This is a genomic window from Rhodopseudomonas palustris (assembly GCF_003226555.1).
GTDB lineage: Bacteria > Pseudomonadota > Alphaproteobacteria > Rhizobiales > Xanthobacteraceae > Rhodopseudomonas > Rhodopseudomonas palustris_I.
Genome location: NZ_QKQS01000007.1, coordinates 69,882 through 89,627 on the forward strand (window position 1 = coordinate 69,882; position 19,746 = coordinate 89,627).

At 64.6% G+C, this 19,746-nt stretch carries 22 protein-coding genes; 13 read left to right on the top strand and 9 right to left on the bottom strand.

The features are described 5' to 3' along the window. Positions 1-15 precede the first annotated feature (15 nt). Positions 16-651, bottom strand: a complete 636-nt coding sequence (locus tag DNX69_RS04990) for a TerC family protein (protein WP_110784977.1) — start codon at positions 649-651, stop codon at positions 16-18. Between the two features lie 365 nt (positions 652-1,016). On the opposite strand from DNX69_RS04990, the gene DNX69_RS04995 reads away from it, so the two are divergent. From DNX69_RS04995 to DNX69_RS05025, 7 genes are all read left to right on the top strand, one after another. After that, positions 1,017-2,933 carry a M3 family oligoendopeptidase gene (locus tag DNX69_RS04995; RefSeq protein ID WP_110784922.1) on the top strand — a complete coding sequence of 639 codons (1,917 nt, stop codon included), beginning with the start codon at positions 1,017-1,019 and terminating at the stop codon, positions 2,931-2,933. A 79-nt stretch (positions 2,934-3,012) separates the two neighbouring features. Further along, positions 3,013-3,273 carry an AbrB/MazE/SpoVT family DNA-binding domain-containing protein gene (locus DNX69_RS05000; RefSeq protein WP_110784923.1) on the top strand — a complete coding sequence of 87 codons (261 nt, stop codon included), beginning with the start codon at positions 3,013-3,015 and terminating at the stop codon, positions 3,271-3,273. Next, positions 3,270-3,662, top strand: a complete 393-nt coding sequence (locus DNX69_RS05005; protein ID WP_110784924.1) for a type II toxin-antitoxin system death-on-curing family toxin — start codon at positions 3,270-3,272, stop codon at positions 3,660-3,662. Before DNX69_RS05000 ends, DNX69_RS05005 begins: the two co-directional genes overlap by 4 nt. 284 nt (positions 3,663-3,946) lie before the next feature. After that, positions 3,947-4,099, top strand: coding sequence for an aa3-type cytochrome c oxidase subunit IV (locus tag DNX69_RS05010; RefSeq protein WP_110784925.1), 153 nt, complete (start codon positions 3,947-3,949; stop codon positions 4,097-4,099). Positions 4,100-4,293: 194 nt separating this feature from the next. Further along, the gene (locus tag DNX69_RS05015) at positions 4,294-5,421 is read left to right on the top strand and encodes a Re/Si-specific NAD(P)(+) transhydrogenase subunit alpha (RefSeq protein WP_110784926.1); all 1,128 of its coding nucleotides are present in this window, start codon (positions 4,294-4,296) and stop codon (positions 5,419-5,421) included. Between the two features lie 25 nt (positions 5,422-5,446). Next, positions 5,447-5,770 carry a proton-translocating transhydrogenase family protein gene (locus DNX69_RS05020; RefSeq protein WP_011159716.1) on the top strand — a complete coding sequence of 108 codons (324 nt, stop codon included), beginning with the start codon at positions 5,447-5,449 and terminating at the stop codon, positions 5,768-5,770. A 13-nt stretch (positions 5,771-5,783) separates the two neighbouring features. Further along, positions 5,784-7,187, top strand: a complete 1,404-nt coding sequence (locus DNX69_RS05025; protein WP_110784927.1) for an NAD(P)(+) transhydrogenase (Re/Si-specific) subunit beta — start codon at positions 5,784-5,786, stop codon at positions 7,185-7,187. A 179-nt stretch (positions 7,188-7,366) separates the two neighbouring features. Here the strand turns inward: DNX69_RS05025 and DNX69_RS05030 are convergent, their stop codons facing one another. Then, positions 7,367-7,741: a VOC family protein gene (locus DNX69_RS05030; RefSeq protein ID WP_110784928.1), complete on the bottom strand. Its 375-nt coding sequence runs from the start codon at positions 7,739-7,741 to the stop codon at positions 7,367-7,369. Positions 7,742-7,945: 204 nt separating this feature from the next. Here DNX69_RS05030 and DNX69_RS05035 point away from each other — a divergent pair, with 204 nt between their 5' ends. Next, on the top strand, positions 7,946-8,233 hold the full coding sequence (locus DNX69_RS05035) for a cupin domain-containing protein (protein ID WP_110784929.1): 288 nt from the start codon (positions 7,946-7,948) through the stop codon (positions 8,231-8,233). 150 nt (positions 8,234-8,383) lie between these two features. Next, positions 8,384-9,250, top strand: a complete 867-nt coding sequence (locus DNX69_RS05040; RefSeq protein WP_110784930.1) for a hypothetical protein — start codon at positions 8,384-8,386, stop codon at positions 9,248-9,250. A 180-nt stretch (positions 9,251-9,430) separates the two neighbouring features. Here DNX69_RS05040 and rpsU read toward each other — a convergent pair whose 3' ends face one another. Continuing rightward, complete coding sequence (rpsU, locus tag DNX69_RS05045; protein WP_110784931.1) at positions 9,431-9,697, bottom strand: 30S ribosomal protein S21; 267 nt, start codon at positions 9,695-9,697, stop codon at positions 9,431-9,433. 256 nt (positions 9,698-9,953) lie between these two features. Here rpsU and aqpZ point away from each other — a divergent pair, with 256 nt between their 5' ends. After that, positions 9,954-10,676 (top strand): aquaporin Z, encoded by a 723-nt coding sequence (aqpZ, locus tag DNX69_RS05050; RefSeq protein ID WP_110784932.1) that lies wholly within the window; start codon positions 9,954-9,956, stop codon positions 10,674-10,676. Between the two features lie 24 nt (positions 10,677-10,700). Here the strand turns inward: aqpZ and DNX69_RS05055 are convergent, their stop codons facing one another. Together DNX69_RS05055 and purE are read right to left on the bottom strand one after the other, a co-directional pair. Next, positions 10,701-11,810, bottom strand: coding sequence for a 5-(carboxyamino)imidazole ribonucleotide synthase (locus tag DNX69_RS05055; protein ID WP_110784933.1), 1,110 nt, complete (start codon positions 11,808-11,810; stop codon positions 10,701-10,703). Next, positions 11,807-12,295, bottom strand: a complete 489-nt coding sequence (purE, locus tag DNX69_RS05060) for a 5-(carboxyamino)imidazole ribonucleotide mutase (protein WP_110784934.1) — start codon at positions 12,293-12,295, stop codon at positions 11,807-11,809. Before purE ends, DNX69_RS05055 begins: the two co-directional genes overlap by 4 nt. Before the next feature lie 152 nt (positions 12,296-12,447). Between purE and DNX69_RS05065 the strand changes: the two genes are divergently transcribed. After that, positions 12,448-13,176 carry a GGDEF domain-containing protein gene (locus tag DNX69_RS05065; protein WP_110784978.1) on the top strand — a complete coding sequence of 243 codons (729 nt, stop codon included), beginning with the start codon at positions 12,448-12,450 and terminating at the stop codon, positions 13,174-13,176. On the opposite strand, the gene DNX69_RS05070 is transcribed toward DNX69_RS05065, so the two are convergent. After that, positions 13,166-13,372, bottom strand: a complete 207-nt coding sequence (locus tag DNX69_RS05070; RefSeq protein ID WP_012497433.1) for a YdcH family protein — start codon at positions 13,370-13,372, stop codon at positions 13,166-13,168. The two genes, DNX69_RS05065 and DNX69_RS05070, sit on opposite strands and share 11 nt — an antisense overlap. A gap of 353 nt (positions 13,373-13,725) precedes the next feature. On the opposite strand from DNX69_RS05070, the gene DNX69_RS05075 reads away from it, so the two are divergent. Next, positions 13,726-13,908 (top strand): YdcH family protein, encoded by a 183-nt coding sequence (locus DNX69_RS05075; RefSeq protein ID WP_110784979.1) that lies wholly within the window; start codon positions 13,726-13,728, stop codon positions 13,906-13,908. Between the two features lie 169 nt (positions 13,909-14,077). Here the strand turns inward: DNX69_RS05075 and DNX69_RS05080 are convergent, their stop codons facing one another. Beyond that, complete coding sequence (locus DNX69_RS05080) at positions 14,078-15,181, bottom strand: NAD(P)/FAD-dependent oxidoreductase (RefSeq protein WP_110784935.1); 1,104 nt, start codon at positions 15,179-15,181, stop codon at positions 14,078-14,080. Between the two features lie 169 nt (positions 15,182-15,350). Between DNX69_RS05080 and DNX69_RS05085 the strand changes: the two genes are divergently transcribed. Beyond that, on the top strand, positions 15,351-18,029 hold the full coding sequence (locus tag DNX69_RS05085) for a sensor domain-containing protein (protein WP_110784936.1): 2,679 nt from the start codon (positions 15,351-15,353) through the stop codon (positions 18,027-18,029). Between the two features lie 40 nt (positions 18,030-18,069). Here DNX69_RS05085 and DNX69_RS05090 read toward each other — a convergent pair whose 3' ends face one another. Both DNX69_RS05090 and DNX69_RS05095 read right to left on the bottom strand, forming a co-directional pair. Continuing rightward, entirely contained in the window at positions 18,070-19,023 is a 954-nt protein-coding gene (locus DNX69_RS05090; RefSeq protein WP_110784937.1) for a carbon-nitrogen hydrolase family protein, read from the bottom strand. A 12-nt stretch (positions 19,024-19,035) separates the two neighbouring features. Further along, entirely contained in the window at positions 19,036-19,731 is a 696-nt protein-coding gene (locus DNX69_RS05095; RefSeq protein ID WP_110784938.1) for a flavin reductase family protein, read from the bottom strand. Positions 19,732-19,746: the final 15 nt, after the last annotated feature.

Sequence of the window (19,746 nt, forward strand, 5' to 3'; positions counted from 1 at the left end):
GCCGGTTATCCGCCGTTATCCGAAGGCATGCGGCCAGATCTCGAGCACGCCGCGATAGATCATGTCGAATGCGACATAGAGAATGATGGCGAGGCCGATATAGGCGATCCAGCGGTGCTTGTGCAGCAGCCGCGCGATGAAGCTGGCGGCGAGGCCCATCAGCGCGATCGACAGGCCGAGGCCGAACACCAGAATCACCGGATGCTCGCGCGCCGCGCCGGCCACCGCCAGGACGTTGTCGAGCGACATCGAGACGTCGGCCAGCGTGATCTGCCACACCGCCTGCGCCATGGTCTTGGTCGGTGCGCCGCTTGCCGCGCCGCCTTCGCCATCGAGCGCATCGACGTCTTCCGGCGGATTGCGCAGTTCGCGCCACATTTTCCAGCACACCCACAGCAGCAGCACGCCGCCGGCGAGCAGCAGGCCGATGATCTGCAGGAGCTGCACGGTGACGCTGGCGAAGGCGATCCGCAGTGCGGTGGCGACCAGGATGCCGATCAGGATCGCTTTGCCGCGCTGCTTTTTGGGGAGGCCGGCGGCGGCGAGGCCGATCACGACGGCGTTGTCGCCGGCGAGCACCAAGTCGATCATCACGACCTGGGCGAATGCGGCGAGGCCTTCGGGAGTGAAGATCGCGAGAAAGTCGGTCATCGGGCGCTCCGTGAGCGTCCAGTCCGACATCACAGTTCGGATGAACTGCCAGAGGGGCCCGGTCCAGGACGTGGTGGCATGCTGCGCAGTCTATAAAACTGCGCCAGATTGCGTGAGTTGCACCGATACCATCACCAGACCGCGCGATGGTCAATTGCCGCGCAGTCGGAGCCGAATGTTGGGGAACGAACGCTTTGCAGCGGTGTCGTAATCCTGCCGCCGTGCTCGATCAAGGCGGCAGAGGCCTTGGCGAGGCGCGCTGCCTTGTCGCAGGGCAGTTCCCGTGAAGGAAACTGTGACTTGCGGAGCTGGTGACGGAGCTAGTAGCGTTTCGCAAGGCAAATCGCACGCGATCTGAAAGCACCATGGCGAAATCTGCGACCTCCCGAACCGCGAAGACCTCTTCCCGCAAGTCCACTCCCGCCAAACCTGCACCGCGCAAGACCGCGCCGAGCAAGGCGAAAGCTGCCAAACCTGTGGCCGCGGGCCGCAAGGTGGTGGCCAAGCCGGCAAAGCTGCCGGAGTGGAATCTGACGGATCTGTATCCGGCGATCGACTCGCCGGAGGTGGCCGCCGATCTCGATCGGCTCGATGCCGAATGCGCGTCGTTCGAAGCCGACTTCAAAGGCCGGCTTGCCGAGGAGACCGCGAAGGACGGCGGCGCGCTGTGGCTTGCCGGCGCGGTGAAGCGCTACGAGGCGATCGAGGATCTCGCCGGCCGGCTAGGCTCTTATGCGGGCTTGGTGCACGCCGGCGATAGCGTTGATCCGGTGAAGTCGAAATTCTACGGCGACGTCTCCGAGCGGCTGACGGCTGCCTCGGTGCATCTGTTGTTCTTCACCCTCGAACTCAACCGCGTCGACGATGCGGTGCTCGAGGCGGCGATGCAGACGCCGGAGCTCGGCCACTACCGGCCGTGGATCGAGGATCTGCGCAAGGACAAGCCGTATCAGCTCGAGGATCGCATCGAGCAGCTGTTTCACGAGAAGTCGCAGACCGGCTACGGCGCTTTCAACCGGCTGTTCGACCAGACCATCTCGTCGCTGCGCTTCAAGGTCGGGGCTAAGGAGCTGGCGATCGAGCCGACGCTCAATCTGATGCAGGATCGCGCGCCTGCCAAACGCAAGGCGGCGGCCGAAGCGCTGGCCAAGACCTTCAAGGCCAACGAGCGCACGTTTGCGCTGATCACCAATACGCTGGCCAAGGACAAGGAAATTTCCGACCGTTGGCGCGGCTTCGAGGATGTCGCCGACAGCCGCCACCTCGCCAACCGGGTCGAGCGCGAAGTGGTCGATGCCCTGGTCGCCTCGGTGCGCGGCGCTTACCCGAAGCTGTCGCATCGCTATTACAAGCTCAAGGCCGGCTGGTTCAAAAAGAAGAAGCTGCCGTATTGGGACCGCAACGCGCCGCTGCCGTTCGCCGCGACCGGCACGATCGGCTGGTCGGACGCGCGCAACATGGTGCTGACCGCCTACAAGGCGTTCTCGCCGGAGATGGCGCAGATCGCCGAGCGGTTCTTCACCGACCGCTGGATCGATGCGCCGGTGCGGCCGGGCAAGGCGCCGGGCGCGTTCTCTCACCCGACTACGCCGTCGGCGCACCCCTACGTGCTGATGAATTATCAGGGCAAGCCGCGCGACGTGATGACGCTCGCCCATGAACTCGGCCACGGCGTGCACCAGGTGCTCGCCGCCAAGAACGGCGCGCTGATGGCGCCGACGCCGCTGACGCTGGCGGAGACCGCAAGCGTGTTCGGCGAAATGCTCACCTTCCGGCGGCTGCTGGCGCAGACCAAGGACCGCAAGCAGCGTCAGGCGTTGCTTGCCGGCAAGGTCGAGGACATGATCAACACGGTGGTCCGGCAGATCGCGTTCTATTCGTTCGAGCGCGCGATCCACACCGAGCGGCGCAGCGGCGAGCTCACCGCGCAGCGGATCGGCGAAATCTGGCTGTCGGTGCAGGGCGAGAGCCTCGGCCCGGCGATCGAGATCAAGCCGGGCTACGAGAGCTTCTGGATGTACATCCCGCACTTCATCCATTCGCCGTTCTACGTCTACGCCTACGCGTTCGGCGATTGCCTGGTGAACTCGCTGTATGCGGTCTACGAGCACGCCCAGGAAGGCTTCGCCGAGCGCTATTTGGCGATGCTGGCGGCCGGTGGCACCAAGCATTATTCGGAGCTGCTCGCGCCCTTCGGCCTCGACGCCAAGGACCCCAGCTTCTGGGACGGCGGCCTGTCGGTGATCGCCGGGATGATCGACGAGCTGGAGGCGATGGGGTAGGGCGCACAGAGCGTCGTAAAACGTTTGTTGAACGTAACCTGATCCTCTGTTAAACGTTTGTATAACAGAGGATCAGCAGATGAACGAACAGACCCGCGATCTCGAAATCGAAGCGACTGCCCTTCAGATCCGGAAGATCGGCAACTCGGTCGGGGTCATCCTGCCGAAAGAACTCCTTGCGCGCCTCAATCTGAAAGAGGGCGACAAGTTCTACCCGGTCGAGCAGCCGGATGGCAGCTTGAGATTGACGCCATACAATCCGAAGCATGCCCGAACGATGAAGATCGCCCGCGATGTCATGCGCGAATATCGCGATACGCTTGCGGCGCTCGCCAAATGACCGAGCCGGTTGAACCGGTCTGGCTCGATGTTGACGAAGTCATCGACATGCATGCCGAGCAGCTCGCGATTTTTGGCGGCCCGGAGGGAATCCGGGATCGAGGGATGCTCGAGTCGGCGCTGATGCGGCCGGTCAACCAATGGCACTATGGCGAAACCGATATGGCGGCGCTTGCCGCCGCCTATGCGTTCGGCCTCGCGCGTAATCATCCGTTCGTCGATGGAAACAAGCGGATCGCGTTTTTGGCCATGATCGCTTTTCTTCGGATCAACGAGATCAAATTTGCGCCGCTACCCGGCGAAGCAACGGAGATCATTCTTGCCCTCGCCGCCGGCGAAGTCAGCGAGGCCAGCTTGACGCGCTGGATCCGGGACAATTGGCCTGCCTGAGGTGCGGTCCGACGATCGCGCGGTCACCCCGAAACTCAATCCATCTTCCCGAGAAAGCGCGGCTGCTCCGCAGCGCGGAATAATCATCCACTTGTTGCGATCGCTTCGTAAGAGCTTGTTCTAATCGTTTGTTGCGATCACACTGCGCGGGCGATCGGTGACGGCGGCCTAGACTTTCGAACGAACCCAAACTGGCTAGGCTGACAATTGCTGCAGTGCCGTTGCTCTCGCAATAAGATTGCGCTAATTGCATCCCCCTCTTATCGAAGATGTCGGAGAGACGAATGGCAGAGCACCACGAGTATGCCTACACGACTGCCGATGGCAACGACTACGCCGCGCATGAGCAGACCTATGAAGGGTTCATCAAGCTGGTGAAGTACGGCACCGTCGCCGTGATCGTGCTCGTCTCGCTGATGGGCATTTTCCTGACTTGATCTGTCCTGGAGTGCGCCGTTACACGCGGCGCTCTCTCGGAGAACGCCCAGGCAAAGTGGAGTCCGGTTTGCCCCCGGACGTTCTCCAAACAAACAAGTAAGCGCGCATCCCGGTCGCAAAACCGGTCCCACTTTTGCGGGATGCGCGCATATCTCGCTCGCTCACGCGCGTGCTTCGCGCCGCCGGAGGCTCCATGAAGATTGCTGTTGCCAAAGAACAAGATCCCGCCGAGCCGCGCGTCGCGGCGACGCCCGACACGGTCAAGAAGCTGAAAGCTCTCGGCGCCGAAGTCGCGGTCGAGCCGGGCGCGGGCCTCAAGTCCGGCCTGCCGGATTCCGATTTCACCGCCGCCGGGGCCACAGTGTCCGCCGACGCTCTGAAGGACGCCGATGTCGTCTTCAAAGTGAAGCGTCCGGAGGCGTCCGAACTTGCCAGCTATAAGCGCGGTGCGCTGGTGCTGGCGATCATGGACCCCTACGGCAACGACGCCGCGTTGAAGAGCATAGCCGATGCCGGCATTGCCGCCTTCGCGATGGAGCTGATGCCGCGCATCACCCGCGCCCAGGTGATGGACGTGCTGTCGAGCCAGGCCAACCTCGCGGGCTATCGAGCCGTGATCGACGGCGCCGAAACCTTCGGCCGCGTTTTTCCGATGATGATGACCGCGGCCGGTACCGTGCCTGCCGCCAAGGTGTTCATCATGGGTGTCGGCGTTGCCGGTCTGCAGGCGATCGCCACCGCGCGCCGTCTCGGCGCCATCGTCACCGCGACCGACGTGCGTCCCGCCACCAAGGAGCAGGTCGAGAGCTTGGGCGCCAAATTCCTCGCCGTCGAGGACGAGGAGTTCAAGAACGCCCAGACCGCCGGCGGTTACGCCAAGGAAATGTCCAAAGAGTATCAGGCCAAGCAGGCCGCGCTCACCGCCGAGCACATCAAGAAGCAGGACATCGTCATCACCACGGCGCTGATTCCGGGCCGGCCCGCGCCGCGCCTCGTCACCGCCGAGATGGTGAAGTCGATGAAGCCCGGCTCGGTGCTGGTCGACCTTGCGGTCGAACGCGGCGGCAACGTCGAAGGCGCGCAGCCGGGTCAGGTCGTCGAGATCGATGGCGTCAAGATCGTCGGCTACACCAACGTCGCCGGCCGTGTCGCTGCGTCGGCCTCGGCCCTCTATGCGCGCAATCTGCTGAGCTTCTTCGAGACCATGGTCAACAAGGAGAAGGCTCTGGCGGTGAACTGGGACGACGAACTGGTGAAGGCCACCGCGCTGACCCGCGACGGCGCCGTCGTTCACCCGAACTTCCAGCCCAAGTCGGCGTGAGCGCGACCGCTTAAGGAGAGTTGCTATGGAGCATATGGTTCAAGCGGTCGATCCGTTCGTGTTTCGGCTGTCGATTTTCGTCCTTGCCGTGTTCGTCGGCTATTTCGTGGTGTGGTCGGTGACGCCTGCGCTGCACACGCCGCTGATGTCGGTGACCAACGCGATCTCCTCGGTGATCGTGGTCGGTGCGCTGCTCGCCGTCGGTGTGTCGCTGGTCGGCAACGACAACGGTCCGCTGTGGGCGCGCGGCTTCGGCTTCGTCGCGCTGATCTTCGCATGTATCAACATCTTCGGCGGCTTCCTTGTCACCCAGCGCATGCTGGCGATGTACAAGAAGAAGCAGAAGTGATTAGGGGCCGTCGATGAGCGCCAATCTTTCCGCATTTCTGTATCTGATCGCAGGCGTCCTGTTCATTCTGGCGCTGCGCGGTCTGTCGTCGCCTGCCACCAGCCGTCAGGGCAACCTGATGGGCATGAGCGGCATGGCGATCGCGATCGTCACGACGCTCGCCGGTCACCCGCCGGCCGACCTGCTCGGCTGGGTGCTGGTGATCGCCGGTATCGCCATCGGCGGCGGCATCGGCGCGGTGATCGCCAAGAAGGTGCCGATGACCTCGATGCCCGAACTGGTCGCCGCCTTCCACTCGCTGGTCGGCATGGCCGCGGTGCTGGTCGCGGCCGGTGCGTTCTATGCGCCGGGTGCGTTCGACATCGGCGAGCCGGGCAACATCCACGCCCAGAGCCTCGTTGAAATGTCGCTCGGCGTCGCCATCGGCGCGCTGACCTTCACCGGTTCGGTGATCGCGTTCCTCAAGCTGTCGGGCCGCATGAGCGGCGCGCCGATCCTGTTGCCGGCTCGGCACGTGGTGAACATCGCGCTCGGTGTCATCATGTTCGCGGCGATCATCTACATGGTGATCACGCAGAGCGAGGTCGCCTTCTGGGTGATCACCGGCGTCGCGCTGCTGCTCGGCATTCTGATCATCGTCCCGATCGGCGGCGCCGACATGCCGGTGGTGATCTCGATGCTCAACTCCTATTCGGGGTGGGCCGCGGCCGGCATCGGCTTCACGCTCGGCAACTCGGCGCTGATCATCACCGGCGCGCTGGTCGGCTCCTCGGGTGCGATCCTGTCCTACATCATGTGCAAGGGCATGAACCGCTCGTTCATCTCGGTGATCCTCGGCGGCTTCGGCGGTGAAACCGCTGCGGCCGGCGGTGGCGGCGGCGAACAGCGCCCGGCCAAGCTCGGCTCGGCGGACGACGCGGCCTTCATCATGAAGAACGCCTCCAAGGTCATCATCGTGCCGGGCTACGGCATGGCGGTGGCGCAGGCCCAGCACGCGCTGCGTGAAATGGCCGATACGCTGAAGAAGGAAGGCGTCGAGGTGAAGTACGCGATTCATCCGGTCGCCGGCCGTATGCCGGGCCACATGAACGTGCTGCTCGCCGAAGCCAACGTGCCCTACGACGAGGTGTTCGAACTCGAGGACATCAATTCGGAGTTCGCGCAGGCCGACGTCGCGTTCGTGATCGGCGCCAACGACGTCACCAACCCGGCGGCCGAAGAGGATCCGTCCTCGCCGATCTACGGCATGCCGGTGCTGCAGGTTTGGAAGGCCGGCACCGTGATGTTCATCAAGCGGTCGCTCGCCTCCGGTTACGCCGGCATCGACAACCCGCTGTTCTATCGCGACAACACCATGATGCTGCTCGGCGACGCCAAGAAGATGACCGAGAACATCGTCAAGGCGATGGCGCACTAAGCGCCGGCGCCCTGCCCAAAACGAAACGCCCAGCCGAAAGGCCGGGCGTTTTTTGTTTGGGGAGGCGATGCGCTCACGCCGTCATTGCGAGCGAAGCGAAGCAATCCAGTCCAGTGCAGGGAGTTGGATTGCTTCGTCGCTTCGCTCCTCGCAATGATGGTGGAGTTGCTGTTCAGGCCTCACATCCGGTGCATTACGCAGAGCTTGTTGCCGTCGGGATCGCGCAGGTAAGCAAGGTACAGCTTCATATCGCCCATCGCGCGCACGCCGGGCGGGTCCTCGCAGCTCGTCGCGCCGTTGGCGACGCCGGTGGCGTGCCAGGCGTCGGCCTCTTCCTGGGATTTCGCCACGAAGCCGATGGTGCCGCCATTGGCGGCGGTCGCGGGCTCGCCGTTGATCGGCTTGCTGACCGCGAAGGTGCCGGTCTTGGTCCGGTAAAAAATCCGATGACGATCGACCACCGCCGGCGGAACGCCGAGGGTGCCGAGCAGCTTGTCGTAGAATTCTTTCGCCGCTTCGAGGTTGTTGGTGCCGATCATGATGTGTGAAAACATGGCGTTTCCCGTGTGCTCCTTGGTGCTTTCACCCTGAGGGTGCCCGCCGACTATACCGTTCGCCGGCCATCTGGCGATACCGCCGGAGCATCTCTGCGCTGATTGCGCGCATGGCCCCAGCGTCGGATCATCGGGTGTCGGGCGGGGCGATAGATGGTATCGCTGTCTCGGTTGGCAGTTGCTCCCGCCCGGAAAAGGAACGACATGACTGTTGCGGCAAAATCCGAAGTTCAGATCGACAACGCCGAAGTGCGAGTCACCGAGTGGCGGCTGCCTCCGGGGGCGGCGACCGGCCATCACACCCACGGCATGGACTACGTGGTGGTGCCGATGGCCGACGGCGAGATGACCATCGTGGCACCCGACGGTTCGCGCTCGCTTGCGCAGATCAAGGCGGGACGGTCGTATGCCCGGAAGGCCGGCGTCGAGCACGACGTCCGCAACGAATCCACAGCAGAGATTGTGTTTCTCGAGATCGAATTGAAAGCTTAACCCCTCGTTAAGCCACAGGCTCCAGCTTCGCCGGCGACCTGTCCGGTGGCGTTCGGAACGCTTCGTTCTGGATGCCACCGATCGGTCGCAGTTGATCCCTCAATCAGCCTCAAACTTCCAGCATCACCCTTTGCGAGGAAGAGGCCGGCCATGCTGAAATTCATCACCGAAAAACTGCTCGGGCAGATTCTGCCGTCGGTGGTCGCCACCGTGATCGGCGCCTATGTGGTCAATCAGTACATCGTCACGAGACCCGACGCGCCGCCGCCGGCCGCCCCCGCGGCTCAGCCGTTCGATTCAGCCAAGGCGGCCGTCAAGCCGGCCGAGTCCGTTGCCGCGGTGACGGCTTCCGAGCCTGCCAAGAGCGAACCGCTCAAGGCCAAGCTCGGCGCCGAGAAGATCTCCGCCGAGAAGTCTTCGGCCGAGAAGTCTTCGGAGCGTCCGGTCGGCCGACAACATCAGCTCACCGCGCACGAGAAGGCCTCGGCCAAGGCCGCGGTGAGCACGGCCTCCGCCGCGCCGGAATCGGTCAAGGCGCAGGAGGAGCGAAACGAGGCTGCCCGCGACCCCAACGAGGTCCTGCGTCAGGCTGTCGAAAGGCTGCGCGCATCTGCACCGGGCGAGGTGTCCTCGCGCGCCCGCGAAACGGCCAGCCGTGCGCCAGAGGTGCTCAAGGGATCCGAGCCGCCGCTTGCCCAGGAGACTCCGCACTTTCAGGAGGCGGCGCGCGTCGTCGCGCCGGTGCTGCCGCCGGCTGTGAACGTTGCGCCGGCTGCCGTCTCGATTGCGCCCTATGCCGATCCGCCGGCGACGACTGTCTCGATGCCGGCGAACGGTCGTCCTGCCGGCTCGACCGAGCTGAGCGATAGCGACCAGAGCCCGCCGACGCCGCCGGCTGATATTCCTGGCTCCCGCGCGGATGCGTCCGGTGACGGCCATGTTGTCCGCAAGCCGAGCGTCGCGGAGGACGTGCTGTTCACCGCTAAATCGGTGATCCACTCGGTGCTGCCACGGTAGCGACCAAGCCGGTACTAGCGGACTGATCTCGGGCCCGGATATGTACCGGGCCTTTTTTGTGCCCGTCGTTTCCGGCGCAGACGATCTGCTTCGATCGTCGAGGCGCAGCAGCAACGAAAAACGCGAGCCCAGGGCCCGCGTTCTTCAAACTCAGTTTGTTTCGCCGCCGAAGAGGCGTGATCAGCGCGCCGCCGCTGCGCTCGGACGACGATCAGCGCCGAAAGCCGGCTTCGGCTTGCTCGGCAGCAAGCCTTCGCGCTGCAGCTTCTTGCGTGCGAGCTTACGGGCGCGGCGTACGGCTTCCGCCTTTTCGCGCGCCTTCTTCTCAGACGGCTTCTCGTAGTGTCCGCGCAGCTTCATCTCGCGGAAAATGCCCTCGCGCTGCATCTTCTTCTTCAGCGCCTTGAGAGCTTGATCGACATTGTTATCGCGAACGAGAACCTGCACGCGGCATCCTCTTTTCAGTCAACCGGAATTTGAAATCTGGCGGGCAGGGGGCGACAACGGCCGTTTCCCTCACCTCAGGCGCGCGGATATATCAGATCGGTCCCGGCATGTCCACAGCGCCCGCGGCCTCTCAAAGGTATCTGGTGGCAGTAAAAAGGCTTCTCCGAATCTCTTTTTGGATCCAAGTCAGGCACCGGAACCCCAGGGCTCCGAACTTCTCGCAGAACATATAAGAATTGCCACAGGAGCGCCGACTATGAGTTTGCAGAAATATGCGGCCGAATTCATCGGTACGTTTTGGTTGACCTTCGCGGGGTGCGGCAGTGCCGTGATTGCCGCCGGTTTTCCGCAGGTCGGCATCGGCTTGGTTGGCGTATCGCTCGCGTTCGGCCTCAGCGTGATCACTATGGCTTATGCGATCGGGCATGTGTCCGGAGCGCACCTCAACCCGGCTGTGACGCTGGGTCTGGCCGCGGGCGGCCGGTTTCCGCCGGGCCAGATCGTCCCCTACGTGATTGCTCAGGTTGTGGGCGCCGTAGTTGCCAGCGCCGTCCTGTACGTGATCGCCAGCGGGACCGCGGGTTTCGATCTTGCCAAGGGGTTTGCCGCAAACGGTTATGGCGCGCATTCGCCGGGCGGCTATAGCCTGGTGGCCGCCCTTGTGAGTGAAGTTGTGATGACCATGATGTTCCTGTTCGTCATCATGGGCGCCACTCACGGCAAGGCGCCGGCCGGTTTCGCGCCGCTGGCCATCGGGCTGGCGCTGACGCTCATCCACCTGGTCAGCATCCCGGTCACCAACACTTCGGTCAATCCAGCGCGCAGCACTGGTCCTGCCTTGTTCGTCGGCGGATGGGCGATCCAGCAGCTGTGGCTGTTCTGGGTGGCGCCGTTGATCGGCGGCGTGCTCGGCGGGCTGCTCTACCGCTGGCTCAGCCCCGATTCGCCCGCCGGCATCATCGAGGGCAACCGGAGCTAACTTGCCGAGGCTGAGGCGGAGGCATCACGTCTTGTGTGAAGTCTTCGTCTCGACCACGGTCACATGGCCCATCTTGCGTCCGGGCAGGGCATGGCGCTTGCCATAGAGGTGCACGGTGGCGCCCGGCACGGTCAGCCAGCGGGGATAGTCGTGGACATCGTCGCCGATCAGGTTGGTCATGGTCACCGCGCCGTGGCGCAGGGGTTCTGCCAGCGGCCAACCGGCGATTGCCCGGATGTGCTGCTCGAATTGCGACACCGAGGCGCCGTCCAGGGTCCAATGGCCGGAATTGTGCACCCGGGGAGCGATCTCGTTGACCAGCACCTTCGGGCCGTCCGCGCCCGGCACCACGAACATCTCGACGCCGAGCACACCGACGTAATCGAGCGCGGTGGCGATGCTGGTGGCGATTCGCCGCGCCTCCTTGGCGACCACGTCAGGGACGTTGGCGGGCACGCGCGAGGTCTTGAGAATGTGGTCGCGATGCTCGTTCTCGGTGAGGTCGTAACAGACCACATGACCGTCGGCGCCACGTGCGGCGATCACCGAAACCTCACGCTCGAACGGCACGAAGGCCTCAAGAATCGCGGCGCGGGTCTCCAGGCTGGCCCAGGCGGCCTCCGGGTCGTCGCCCGGGCGCAACATCACCTGGCCCTTGCCGTCGTAGCCGAACCGCCGGGTCTTCAGCACGGCCGGCAGGCCGAGCCGGGCGACTGCGTCGCGCAGCGTCTGCGATGAGGTGACGTCGGCATAGCCGGCGGTGCCGATGCCGAGCTTGGTGACGAAGTCCTTCTCGGCCAACCGGTCCTGGGTGGTCTCCAGAATGGTCTGGCTCGGCAGCACCGCCTTGCGTGCCGCCAACACGAGCGCGGCGGAGGCCGGGACGTTCTCGAACTCGTAGGTGATGACGTCGACCTCGGAGGCGAACAATTCCAGCGCCTCGACGTCGGCATATTCGGCGCAGGTGGCGTTCTGCACGACGTCGAAGGCCGGCGAATCCGGGTCGGGGGAGAACACCTGGCACTTCAGCCCCAGCCTCGCTGCGGCGAGCGCCAGCATCCGGCCGAGCTGGCCGCCGCCGAGAATGCCGATGGTGTCGCCGGGCTTCAGCGGTTCACGACGGGATCCGCTCACGCCGCGCCCTCCGGCCGGGCAGCGACCGAGTCTGTCTGCGCCTTGCGCCACGTCGCCAGCCGGGTCGCCAGCTCGGAATCGGTCAGCGCCAGCACGCTTGCGGCGAGCAGCGCGGCGTTGATCGCGCCGGCCTTGCCGATCGCCAGCGTGCCGACCGGGATGCCGGCCGGCATCTGCACGATCGAATACAGCGAATCCAGGCCGGACATGGTCTTGGATTCCACCGGCACGCCGAACACCGGCAGCTCCGTCAACGCCGCGGTCATCCCCGGCAGATGCGCAGCCCCGCCGGCGCCGGCAATGACGATGCGATAGCCGGCGGCCTTCGCCCCTTTGGCGAAGGCGTAGAGGCGGTCGGGGGTGCGGTGCGCGGAAACGATCTGGGCGTCATGGGCGATGGCGAGGGCGGTCAGGGTCTCGGCGGCATGCCGCATCGTTTCCCAGTCCGACTGGCTGCCCATGATGATCGCGACGGGAGCTGTCATTCAAACCAGTCTTTCGAACGATTCTGTCGTGAATCCAGAAACATAGGTGGGAATTATAGGAACGCAGGCCGGTCCGGCCAAGGCGTCCGGAATGCACTATCCTTTCTTGGTGAAGAGCGGCAAGTGTTGTGGTGGTTCTCCGGCTGATTCTCATGAAAAAGAAGCCCATCCGCCCCCCGTCCTCCCGCCGATCGGTCGGCCGGGGGACAGCCAAGCCTGCCGCCAAGAAGCGAAAACTGCCGCCTGCCGGGCCGCGCCCGGCGCCGGCGACGCCGCGGGCGCGGGTTGCCGGCGGGCGGCTGCCGGCAGATCCGCAGCTCAAGATCCGGCGGCTGAAAGCTCAGCTCGCCGCCGCGCTGGCGGAGATCGACGTGCTGCGCGCCTCGGCCGAAACCGACTTCCTGCTCGGGATCGCCAACCGCCGCGGCTTCGAGCGCGAGCTCGGCCGGGCGCTGGCCTATATCAAGCGCTACAGCGCGAGCGGCGCGCTGATCATGCTCGACGTCGACCGCTTGAAGCCGGTCAACGATACGCTCGGCCATGCCGCCGGCGACGTGGTGCTGAAATCGGTGACCGAAGCCCTGTTGCGTCACGTCCGCGCCTCCGACCTGATCGGGCGGCTCGGCGGCGACGAGTTCGCGTTGCTGCTCTGGAATCTCGACGAAGCCGATGCGCGGGCGAAAGCGTTGGGTCTGGAAGCCGCGGTCGACGCGCTCGAGATCCGCTATGGCGATCAGACCATCGAGGTCGGGATTTCCGCAGGCGTAGCGATGCTGTCGCCGGAGATGGATGCCGCCGAGGCGTTCGCATGCGCAGACCGGGCCATGTATGCCCGCAAGGCCGAACGCCGCGCCGCGTCGGGTACAGCGCTCAGGCGATGATGTCGGGCGTGATCTGATCTTCGATGAAGGCGATGCGATCGCGCAGCGCCAGTTTCCGCTTCTTCAACCGCTGCAGCCGCAGCAGATCGGGCGCCGGCGAATGATGCAGCGCATCGATCGCAGCGTCGAGATCGCGATGCTCTTGTTGCAGCTTGGCCAGCTCGGCACCGAGGTCGCCCTCGTCTTCGTCGGTCATGTTCAGTGTCGGCTTGAACCAACTCGCGAGCGGCGGGCCGGTTGGAGGATCGATCAGTTCGGCGTCATTATCGCTTTTGCGGTGCTACGAGCAAGCGGCGCGACCCTGGCGGCAGCCGCTTACGACCTTCGTTAGGTGAATAATCCACGAACATGGGCCGAGCGAGGTCGCGGCCCAACGAAGTCCCGGTGTCCTCGGTGTTGTGCGGGGACGAGATCATCGCCGCTGGCGATTCGTTTCCTCAACCGCGAAATTATGACGCGGATATTTCAAACCTATCGACAGACGCCACCAGAGATGTAGACTTCGTCGTCCGGATGGAAACTCAGTCTCACCAAATGAGGAGGTTTCGTATGGCAATTCAAGCGCATCTCGTCGAACTGGAACGCAAGCACAAGGTTCTGGAGACCGAATTGCACGACGCTCTCGCCCATCCCTCCACTGACGATGCCCGTATCGCCGACCTGAAGCGCCGCAAGCTTATGGTCCGAGATCAAATCGCGAAACTGAGGCAGACCGCTCCCAGCCTGCACTGACTCTCTTCACTGCACTGCAGCAAAACTGTCCTTCGCGTTGATCCGCATCCGCGATGCGCATGACGTGGTCGCGACAGACTCGGGATACTGTTGACCTCTGACGCCGAAGAGCCTTCCGGGCGGTGCCAGAGGTGACTGAAGTAGTCCCGCTCAGAACTGTCGGCGCCGGTCACGCCGCCACGAGTTCGGCGACGTGATCGGCAATTGCCAGGGATGCCGTCAGTCCCGGCGATTCGATCCCGAACAGATTGATGAGTCCCGGGACGCCGTGCTCGCGCGGGCTTTGCAACACGAAATCCTGCACCGCGATCGACGGCGGCACGATCTTGGGACGTATCCCGGAATAGCCCGGCGACAGCGCGCCGTCCGGCAGACCCGGCCAGTATTTGCGGATCGCCGGATAGAACCGCGTCGCGCGCGCCGGATCGACAACGTAGTCGATCTCGTCGATCCATTCGACGTCGGGGCCGAATTTGGCCTGACCGCCCAAATCCAGCGTCAGATGCACGCCGAGCCCGCCTGGCTCCGGTACTGGATAGATCAAGTGCGAGAACGGCGCGCGTGCGCTGCAGGTGAAGTAATTGCCTTTGGCGAGATACGCGGTCGGCACCAGCTCCGGCGGCATCGGGGCGATCGCGCGCGCCACGGCGGTCGCACCGAGACCCGCGGCATTGATCAGCAGCCGGCAGCCGAGCGCCATCGGCATCTCGCCGCCGATCTCGAGCGCAAGCATTTCGCCTTCCCGGCGCGCTGACAGCAGCGGCGCGTGAAACGCGAAGGCCGCGCCGGCCGCTTCGGCATCACCGCGCAGCGCAAGCATGTACGCGTGGCTGTCGACGATGCCAGTCGAGGGTGAAACGAGCGCGGCCACGCAGGAGAGCGCGGGCTCTATCCGTTGCGCTTCGGCACCGTCGATCGCGCGCAGATCATCGACGCCGTTGGCGGCGGCATGGGCGCGGATCGACTCCAGCTTGTCGGCTTCCGCCGCGGTGGTCGCGACGATCAGCTTGCCGCATTGCCGATGCGGAATGCCGTGGTCGGCGCAATACGCATAGAGCGCGTGCCGACCGGCGACGCAGAGCTTCGCCATCAGACTGCCGGCGCGATAGTAGATGCCCGCGTGAATCACTTCGCTGTTGCGCGAGGAGGTGCCGGTTCCGATCGCCTCGGCCTGTTCGACGACGATTACCTCGCGGCCTTGCTGTGCCAGCTTTCGCGCGATCGCCAAGCCGACCACACCCGCGCCAACCACGACGCACTCAACTTCTTCCATCGATCCAAGCTCTTGTTGCGATTCATTTGCCGGGAAGCGTTTATGATCGGGTTAACCATCTCCGGTCAATTGAAGAAAATTGCCGTGATACCGATCCGTCCCGCAGACGTTGTTTACATGTTCCAAAGGTGTCTTGCATCAGACTCGGACCGTAATTGCTGGGTGCTGTATGACGGCGTGGATAGGGAAGGCGGGCAGCGGGGCAGCATTGGCTGCGGTGACGACCGGTCTTTCTCCATCGGGAGCGATCGCGGCGCAGAGCTTCGTGCCAGCCAACTACATCGGTGGCGTCGAACCAGAGATCATGTGGGAATTGCTGATCGGCGGTTTCGTCGTGGCGTCCTTCACCTGCGCGGTTGCGCTGTGGGCGGCATCGATGCTGCGCAAGCAGCGTCGCGCCCAGCGCCGCAAGAACATGCTGGTCGATTCGGTCCTCAACAAGCTGCAGCAAGGCGTGGTGATCGCCGACTCGTCCGGCCGGATCGTGTTCTGCAACGACCGTTATCTCGAGATGTACGGCCTGACCCGCGCCGAGGTGCCGCGCGGCCTGCCGGGGCGCGAGCTGCTGGAGCTCCGTCGCTCCCGCGGCATGCTCGATGTGTCCAATGACGAATTCTATCGCAATGCCGGCCTGCCGCAGGGCTACGTCTGCGAGCTTCAGGACGGCCGCTGTATCCAGGTCAAGTTTTCGCGGCTCGCCAACGGCGGAACGATCGCGACTCATGACGACTGCAGCGAATTGCGCCGAGTGTCGAAGCAGCTGGCGACCACCAAGCAGTTTCTGGAATCGGTGATCGACAATATTCCGGTCTGCGTCGCCGCCAAGAGTATCGACGACGGCCGCTACATCCTCGCCAATCGTGCGTTCGAGACGATGTCGGGGATGAGCCGCGAGCGGATCATCGGCGCCACTGCGGACGATTTGTATCCGGCCCGATCGGCGGCGAACATCCGCGAAGCGGACCACCATGCGCTGCAATCGAACAGCGGCGCCTACACCTCCGAATTGACCGTCGAGATGGGGCGGAGCGAGCGGGTTCTCGCCAGCAATCGTGTGGTCGCCCGCAATGAACGCGGCGAGCCGGAATTCCTGATCGCGTTGTTCGAAGACGTCACCCATCGGCGCGCTCTATCGCTCGAACTGGAGAAGACCAAGCGCTTCCTCGAGCTTGTGATCGACAATATTCCGGTCGCCCTGACGGTGCAGAACACCGCCGACGGCCGCTACGTGCTCGCCAACCGCGGCGCCGAGATCATCTTCAACCGCCGCCGCGAGGATGCCACCGGGCTGACCTCCGCCGAGATCTTCAACACCAAGGAAGCGCGGTTGATCGCCGAACGCGACGACCTGGCGATCCGCAAGGGTGGTCTGGTGGTCGAGGAGCATCCGATCTCGACCGCCGGCGGCTTGCGCCTGTTCGTCACCCGGCGGATGACCGTTACCGACGAGGCCGATCAGGCGCACTACCTGATCAAGACCCATGTCGACGTCACCGACCGCCGCCAGACCGAGGCGCGGATGGCCCATATGGCCTATCACGACGGCCTCACCGACCTGCCGAACCGCGACGCCTTCCTGAAGTCGCTCAGTCAGATGATCGAAGCCTGCGACAATGCGGTCGACGAGTTCGCTGTGCTGTCGCTCGATCTCGATGGTCTGAAGGAGATCAACGACGTGTTCGGTCACGCGATCGGCGACAAGCTGCTGGTCGAGGTGGCGCGCAGGATCGAATGGGCCGCACGGGGCGGCGTCGTGGCGCGCCTGTCTGGAGACGAGTTCGGCCTGATCATCGACGGCCCGCAGCCTGCGGCCGCGCGCAATCTGGCCAGCTTGGTGGCCAAAGCGCTGGCGCCGGGCTTCGTCATCGATGGCAAGACGGTGCGGATCGGTGTCACCACCGGCGTCGCGTTGTTCCCCGCCAACGGCACCGACGCAGCCGCGCTGCTCGCCAATGCCGGCGCGGCGCTGTTTCGCGCCAAGGCCAATGCGCGCGGCTCGGTCACGGTGTTCGAGCCGGAGATGGATATGCAGATCCGCGACAGACGGGTGCTGCATCAGGACCTGTCGAACGCCGTCCGCAATGGTGAGATGTCGCTGTACTATCAGCCGCAGGCGTCGAGCACCAAGCGTGTCGGCAACAACGATATCGTCGGCTTCGAGGCGCTGACGCGGTGGCGGCATCCGACCCGCGGCTTCGTCCCTCCGAGCGAGTTCATCCCGCTCGCTGAAGAAAGTGGCCTGATCGTCGAGCTCGGCGAATGGATCCTGCGGGAAGCCTGCCGTCAGGCCGCGTCCTGGGCAAGGCCGCTGCAGGTCGCCGTCAACCTGTCGCCTGCTCAATTCCTCAACACCGATCTGGTCGGGTTCGTGCACGAAGTGCTGCTGCAGACCGGCCTCGAGCCGGGACGGCTGGAGCTGGAAATCACCGAAGGCGTGCTGATCGACGACTTCGATCGCGGTCTGTCGCTGCTGCGGCGGCTGAAGGCGCTGGGCGTCAGGGTGTCGATGGACGATTTCGGCAGCGGCTATTCCTCGCTGACCTATCTGCAGGCGTTCCCGTTCGACAAGATCAAGATCGATCGCGCCTTCATCATGAATCTCGGCCGCAACCCGCAATCGGCGGCGATCGTCCGCGCCGTGATCGGGCTCGGACACGGTCTCGGCGTGACGCTTGTGGCTGAAGGCGTCGAGACCCAGGAGCAGCTCGACTTCCTGGTCGACGAGTCCTGTGATGCGGTGCAGGGCTATCTGATCGGCAAGCCGGCGCCGATCGAGCAATATCGTTGGCTGGTCGGGCAGGACGCCGGCGAAGGCAGCGTGCTGCAGCGCGCGTGCGAAGCGAGCTGACCGCCTTTCGCGCGACGCGCCGCGGCTGCTGTGCGGGGCGTCAGGCGCCGGTTCCGCCCGCCACCGATTTTCCGCCGAACGCCACCGGGGTCTGCGGCCGCTCATCGACATGGAGCTTGAACAGATCCGGTCGCGAATAGTGCCCGACGGCATCGAAGTCGAGGGTGGCGCCGAGAATGTCGTCGGTGTCGATGTCGGCGGTGAGGATGCCCTCTTCGTCGAGCAGCGGTCCGGCGAGGATTTCACCGAGCGGGCCGACGATCACCGAGCGGCCGTGCATCATCCACTCGTCCGGGCCAGCTTCGATCCGGCTGGCATAGTCTTCCGGGAAGTCCGAGCGCCGCATCACCTGGCAGGCGCCGATCACGAAACAGCGGCCTTCCAGCGCGATGTGGCGCATCGTAGCGATCCAGGTCTCGCGATCGTCGGCAGTCGGCGCAGCCCAGATCTGCACGCCCTTTGCGTAGTAGGCGGCGCGCATCAGCGGCATGTAGTGTTCCCAGCAGATCGCGCCGCCGAGCCGGCCGTAGGGGGTGTCGACCACGGTCAGGGTCGACGCGTCGCCGAATCCCCACACCAGCCGCTCCGATCCGGTCGGCATCAGCTTGCGATGGATGCCGAGCAGGCGGCCGGGAGCCAGATACAGCGCCGTGCAATACAGTGTGCCGCCGTCGCGCTCGATCACGCCGACCACGGCGTGGACGTCGTGCTCCGCGCAGGCGGCGACGAGTTGGTCGACCTCGGGACCCGGAATGCTGATCGAGCCGCGCACATAGCGGGCGAAATCCTCGCGGCCTTCCGGCGTGCGTCGTCCGATCGCGCAGCCGAAATCGAGGCCCTTCGGATAGCCGCCGATGAACGCTTCCGGAAACACCGCGATCTTTGCGCCCTTGGCGGCGGCTTCGCCGATCAGCGCGACGGTGCGGGCGGTCGCGGCCGCGGCGTCGAACGGAAAGGTGGTCGCCTGAACGGCAGCGACTTTCAACTTGGCCATCTGAGTAGATCCTTATGATGCGTCAGTAGGGGTAATCTGCGCGTCCTGCCAGAGGGGACGGTCGAGATCGAACAGATCGCGGGTGCGGGTGTAGGCGGAGGCGCCGTGCATCCGGCCGACGAGATCGAGCGCGGCGTGATCGACACGCGGACGCTGCGGATCTCCGGTCAGAACATGCTGGGCGTAGTGCGCGTGCAGCACTTCACCCACCACCATCACCTGGCCGGGACCGGTGTCGAGCCAATGGGTACGCCGGCATTCGAACGCGACCGGCGAGGCGGCGATGCGCGGCGGAGCAACAGCAATGCTCGGCAGCGTCTCCAGCCCGGCGAGATCGAGCTCGTCGACCTCCGGCGGAGCCTCGACGCAGGTCGCGTTCATCGCCTCGACGAGATCAAACGGCACCAGGTTGACGACGAATTCGCCGGTGGCGCGGATGTTGGCGGCTGTGTCTTTCGGCACGTCGGGCCGTGCCAGAATGCCGAACGCCACGACGGGCCGGTCGGAGCCGAACATGTTGAAAAACGAATAGGGCGCGGCGTTGATGCAGCCGTCGGGCGAGCGCGTGACGACCCATGCGATCGGGCGCGGCATGATGGTCGAGGCCATCAACCGATAGCGATCCGCACCGGATATCTGGGCGAAGTCGAAGTGGCGTTGCGGCTGTGATACCAAGTCGTGCACTCGCTTACTCGCGGCTTTCGTCATGGCCGGGCTTGTCCC

Bases quoted from the DNA above. Each gene is read 5' to 3' on its own strand.
- DNX69_RS05085 (WP_110784936.1), top strand. From the start codon at position 15,351: ATGACGGCGTGGATAGGGAAGGCGGGCAGCGGGGCAGCATTGGCTGCG.
- DNX69_RS05020 (WP_011159716.1), top strand. From the start codon at position 5,447: ATGGAGCATATGGTTCAAGCGGTCGATCCGTTCGTGTTTCGGCTGTCG.
- DNX69_RS05005 (WP_110784924.1), top strand. From the start codon at position 3,270: ATGACCGAGCCGGTTGAACCGGTCTGGCTCGATGTTGACGAAGTCATC.
- DNX69_RS05035 (WP_110784929.1), top strand. From the start codon at position 7,946: ATGACTGTTGCGGCAAAATCCGAAGTTCAGATCGACAACGCCGAAGTG.
- DNX69_RS04990 (WP_110784977.1), bottom strand. From the start codon at position 651: ATGACCGACTTTCTCGCGATCTTCACTCCCGAAGGCCTCGCCGCATTC.
- purE (WP_110784934.1), bottom strand. From the start codon at position 12,295: ATGACAGCTCCCGTCGCGATCATCATGGGCAGCCAGTCGGACTGGGAA.
- DNX69_RS05030 (WP_110784928.1), bottom strand. From the start codon at position 7,741: ATGTTTTCACACATCATGATCGGCACCAACAACCTCGAAGCGGCGAAA.
- DNX69_RS05075 (WP_110784979.1), top strand. From the start codon at position 13,726: ATGGCAATTCAAGCGCATCTCGTCGAACTGGAACGCAAGCACAAGGTT.
- aqpZ (WP_110784932.1), top strand. From the start codon at position 9,954: ATGAGTTTGCAGAAATATGCGGCCGAATTCATCGGTACGTTTTGGTTG.
- DNX69_RS05015 (WP_110784926.1), top strand. From the start codon at position 4,294: ATGAAGATTGCTGTTGCCAAAGAACAAGATCCCGCCGAGCCGCGCGTC.
- DNX69_RS05010 (WP_110784925.1), top strand. From the start codon at position 3,947: ATGGCAGAGCACCACGAGTATGCCTACACGACTGCCGATGGCAACGAC.
- DNX69_RS05065 (WP_110784978.1), top strand. From the start codon at position 12,448: ATGAAAAAGAAGCCCATCCGCCCCCCGTCCTCCCGCCGATCGGTCGGC.
- DNX69_RS05095 (WP_110784938.1), bottom strand. From the start codon at position 19,731: ATGACGAAAGCCGCGAGTAAGCGAGTGCACGACTTGGTATCACAGCCG.
- DNX69_RS05090 (WP_110784937.1), bottom strand. From the start codon at position 19,023: ATGGCCAAGTTGAAAGTCGCTGCCGTTCAGGCGACCACCTTTCCGTTC.
- DNX69_RS04995 (WP_110784922.1), top strand. From the start codon at position 1,017: ATGGCGAAATCTGCGACCTCCCGAACCGCGAAGACCTCTTCCCGCAAG.
- DNX69_RS05000 (WP_110784923.1), top strand. From the start codon at position 3,013: ATGAACGAACAGACCCGCGATCTCGAAATCGAAGCGACTGCCCTTCAG.
- DNX69_RS05080 (WP_110784935.1), bottom strand. From the start codon at position 15,181: ATGGAAGAAGTTGAGTGCGTCGTGGTTGGCGCGGGTGTGGTCGGCTTG.
- DNX69_RS05040 (WP_110784930.1), top strand. From the start codon at position 8,384: ATGCTGAAATTCATCACCGAAAAACTGCTCGGGCAGATTCTGCCGTCG.
- DNX69_RS05025 (WP_110784927.1), top strand. From the start codon at position 5,784: ATGAGCGCCAATCTTTCCGCATTTCTGTATCTGATCGCAGGCGTCCTG.
- DNX69_RS05070 (WP_012497433.1), bottom strand. From the start codon at position 13,372: ATGACCGACGAAGACGAGGGCGACCTCGGTGCCGAGCTGGCCAAGCTG.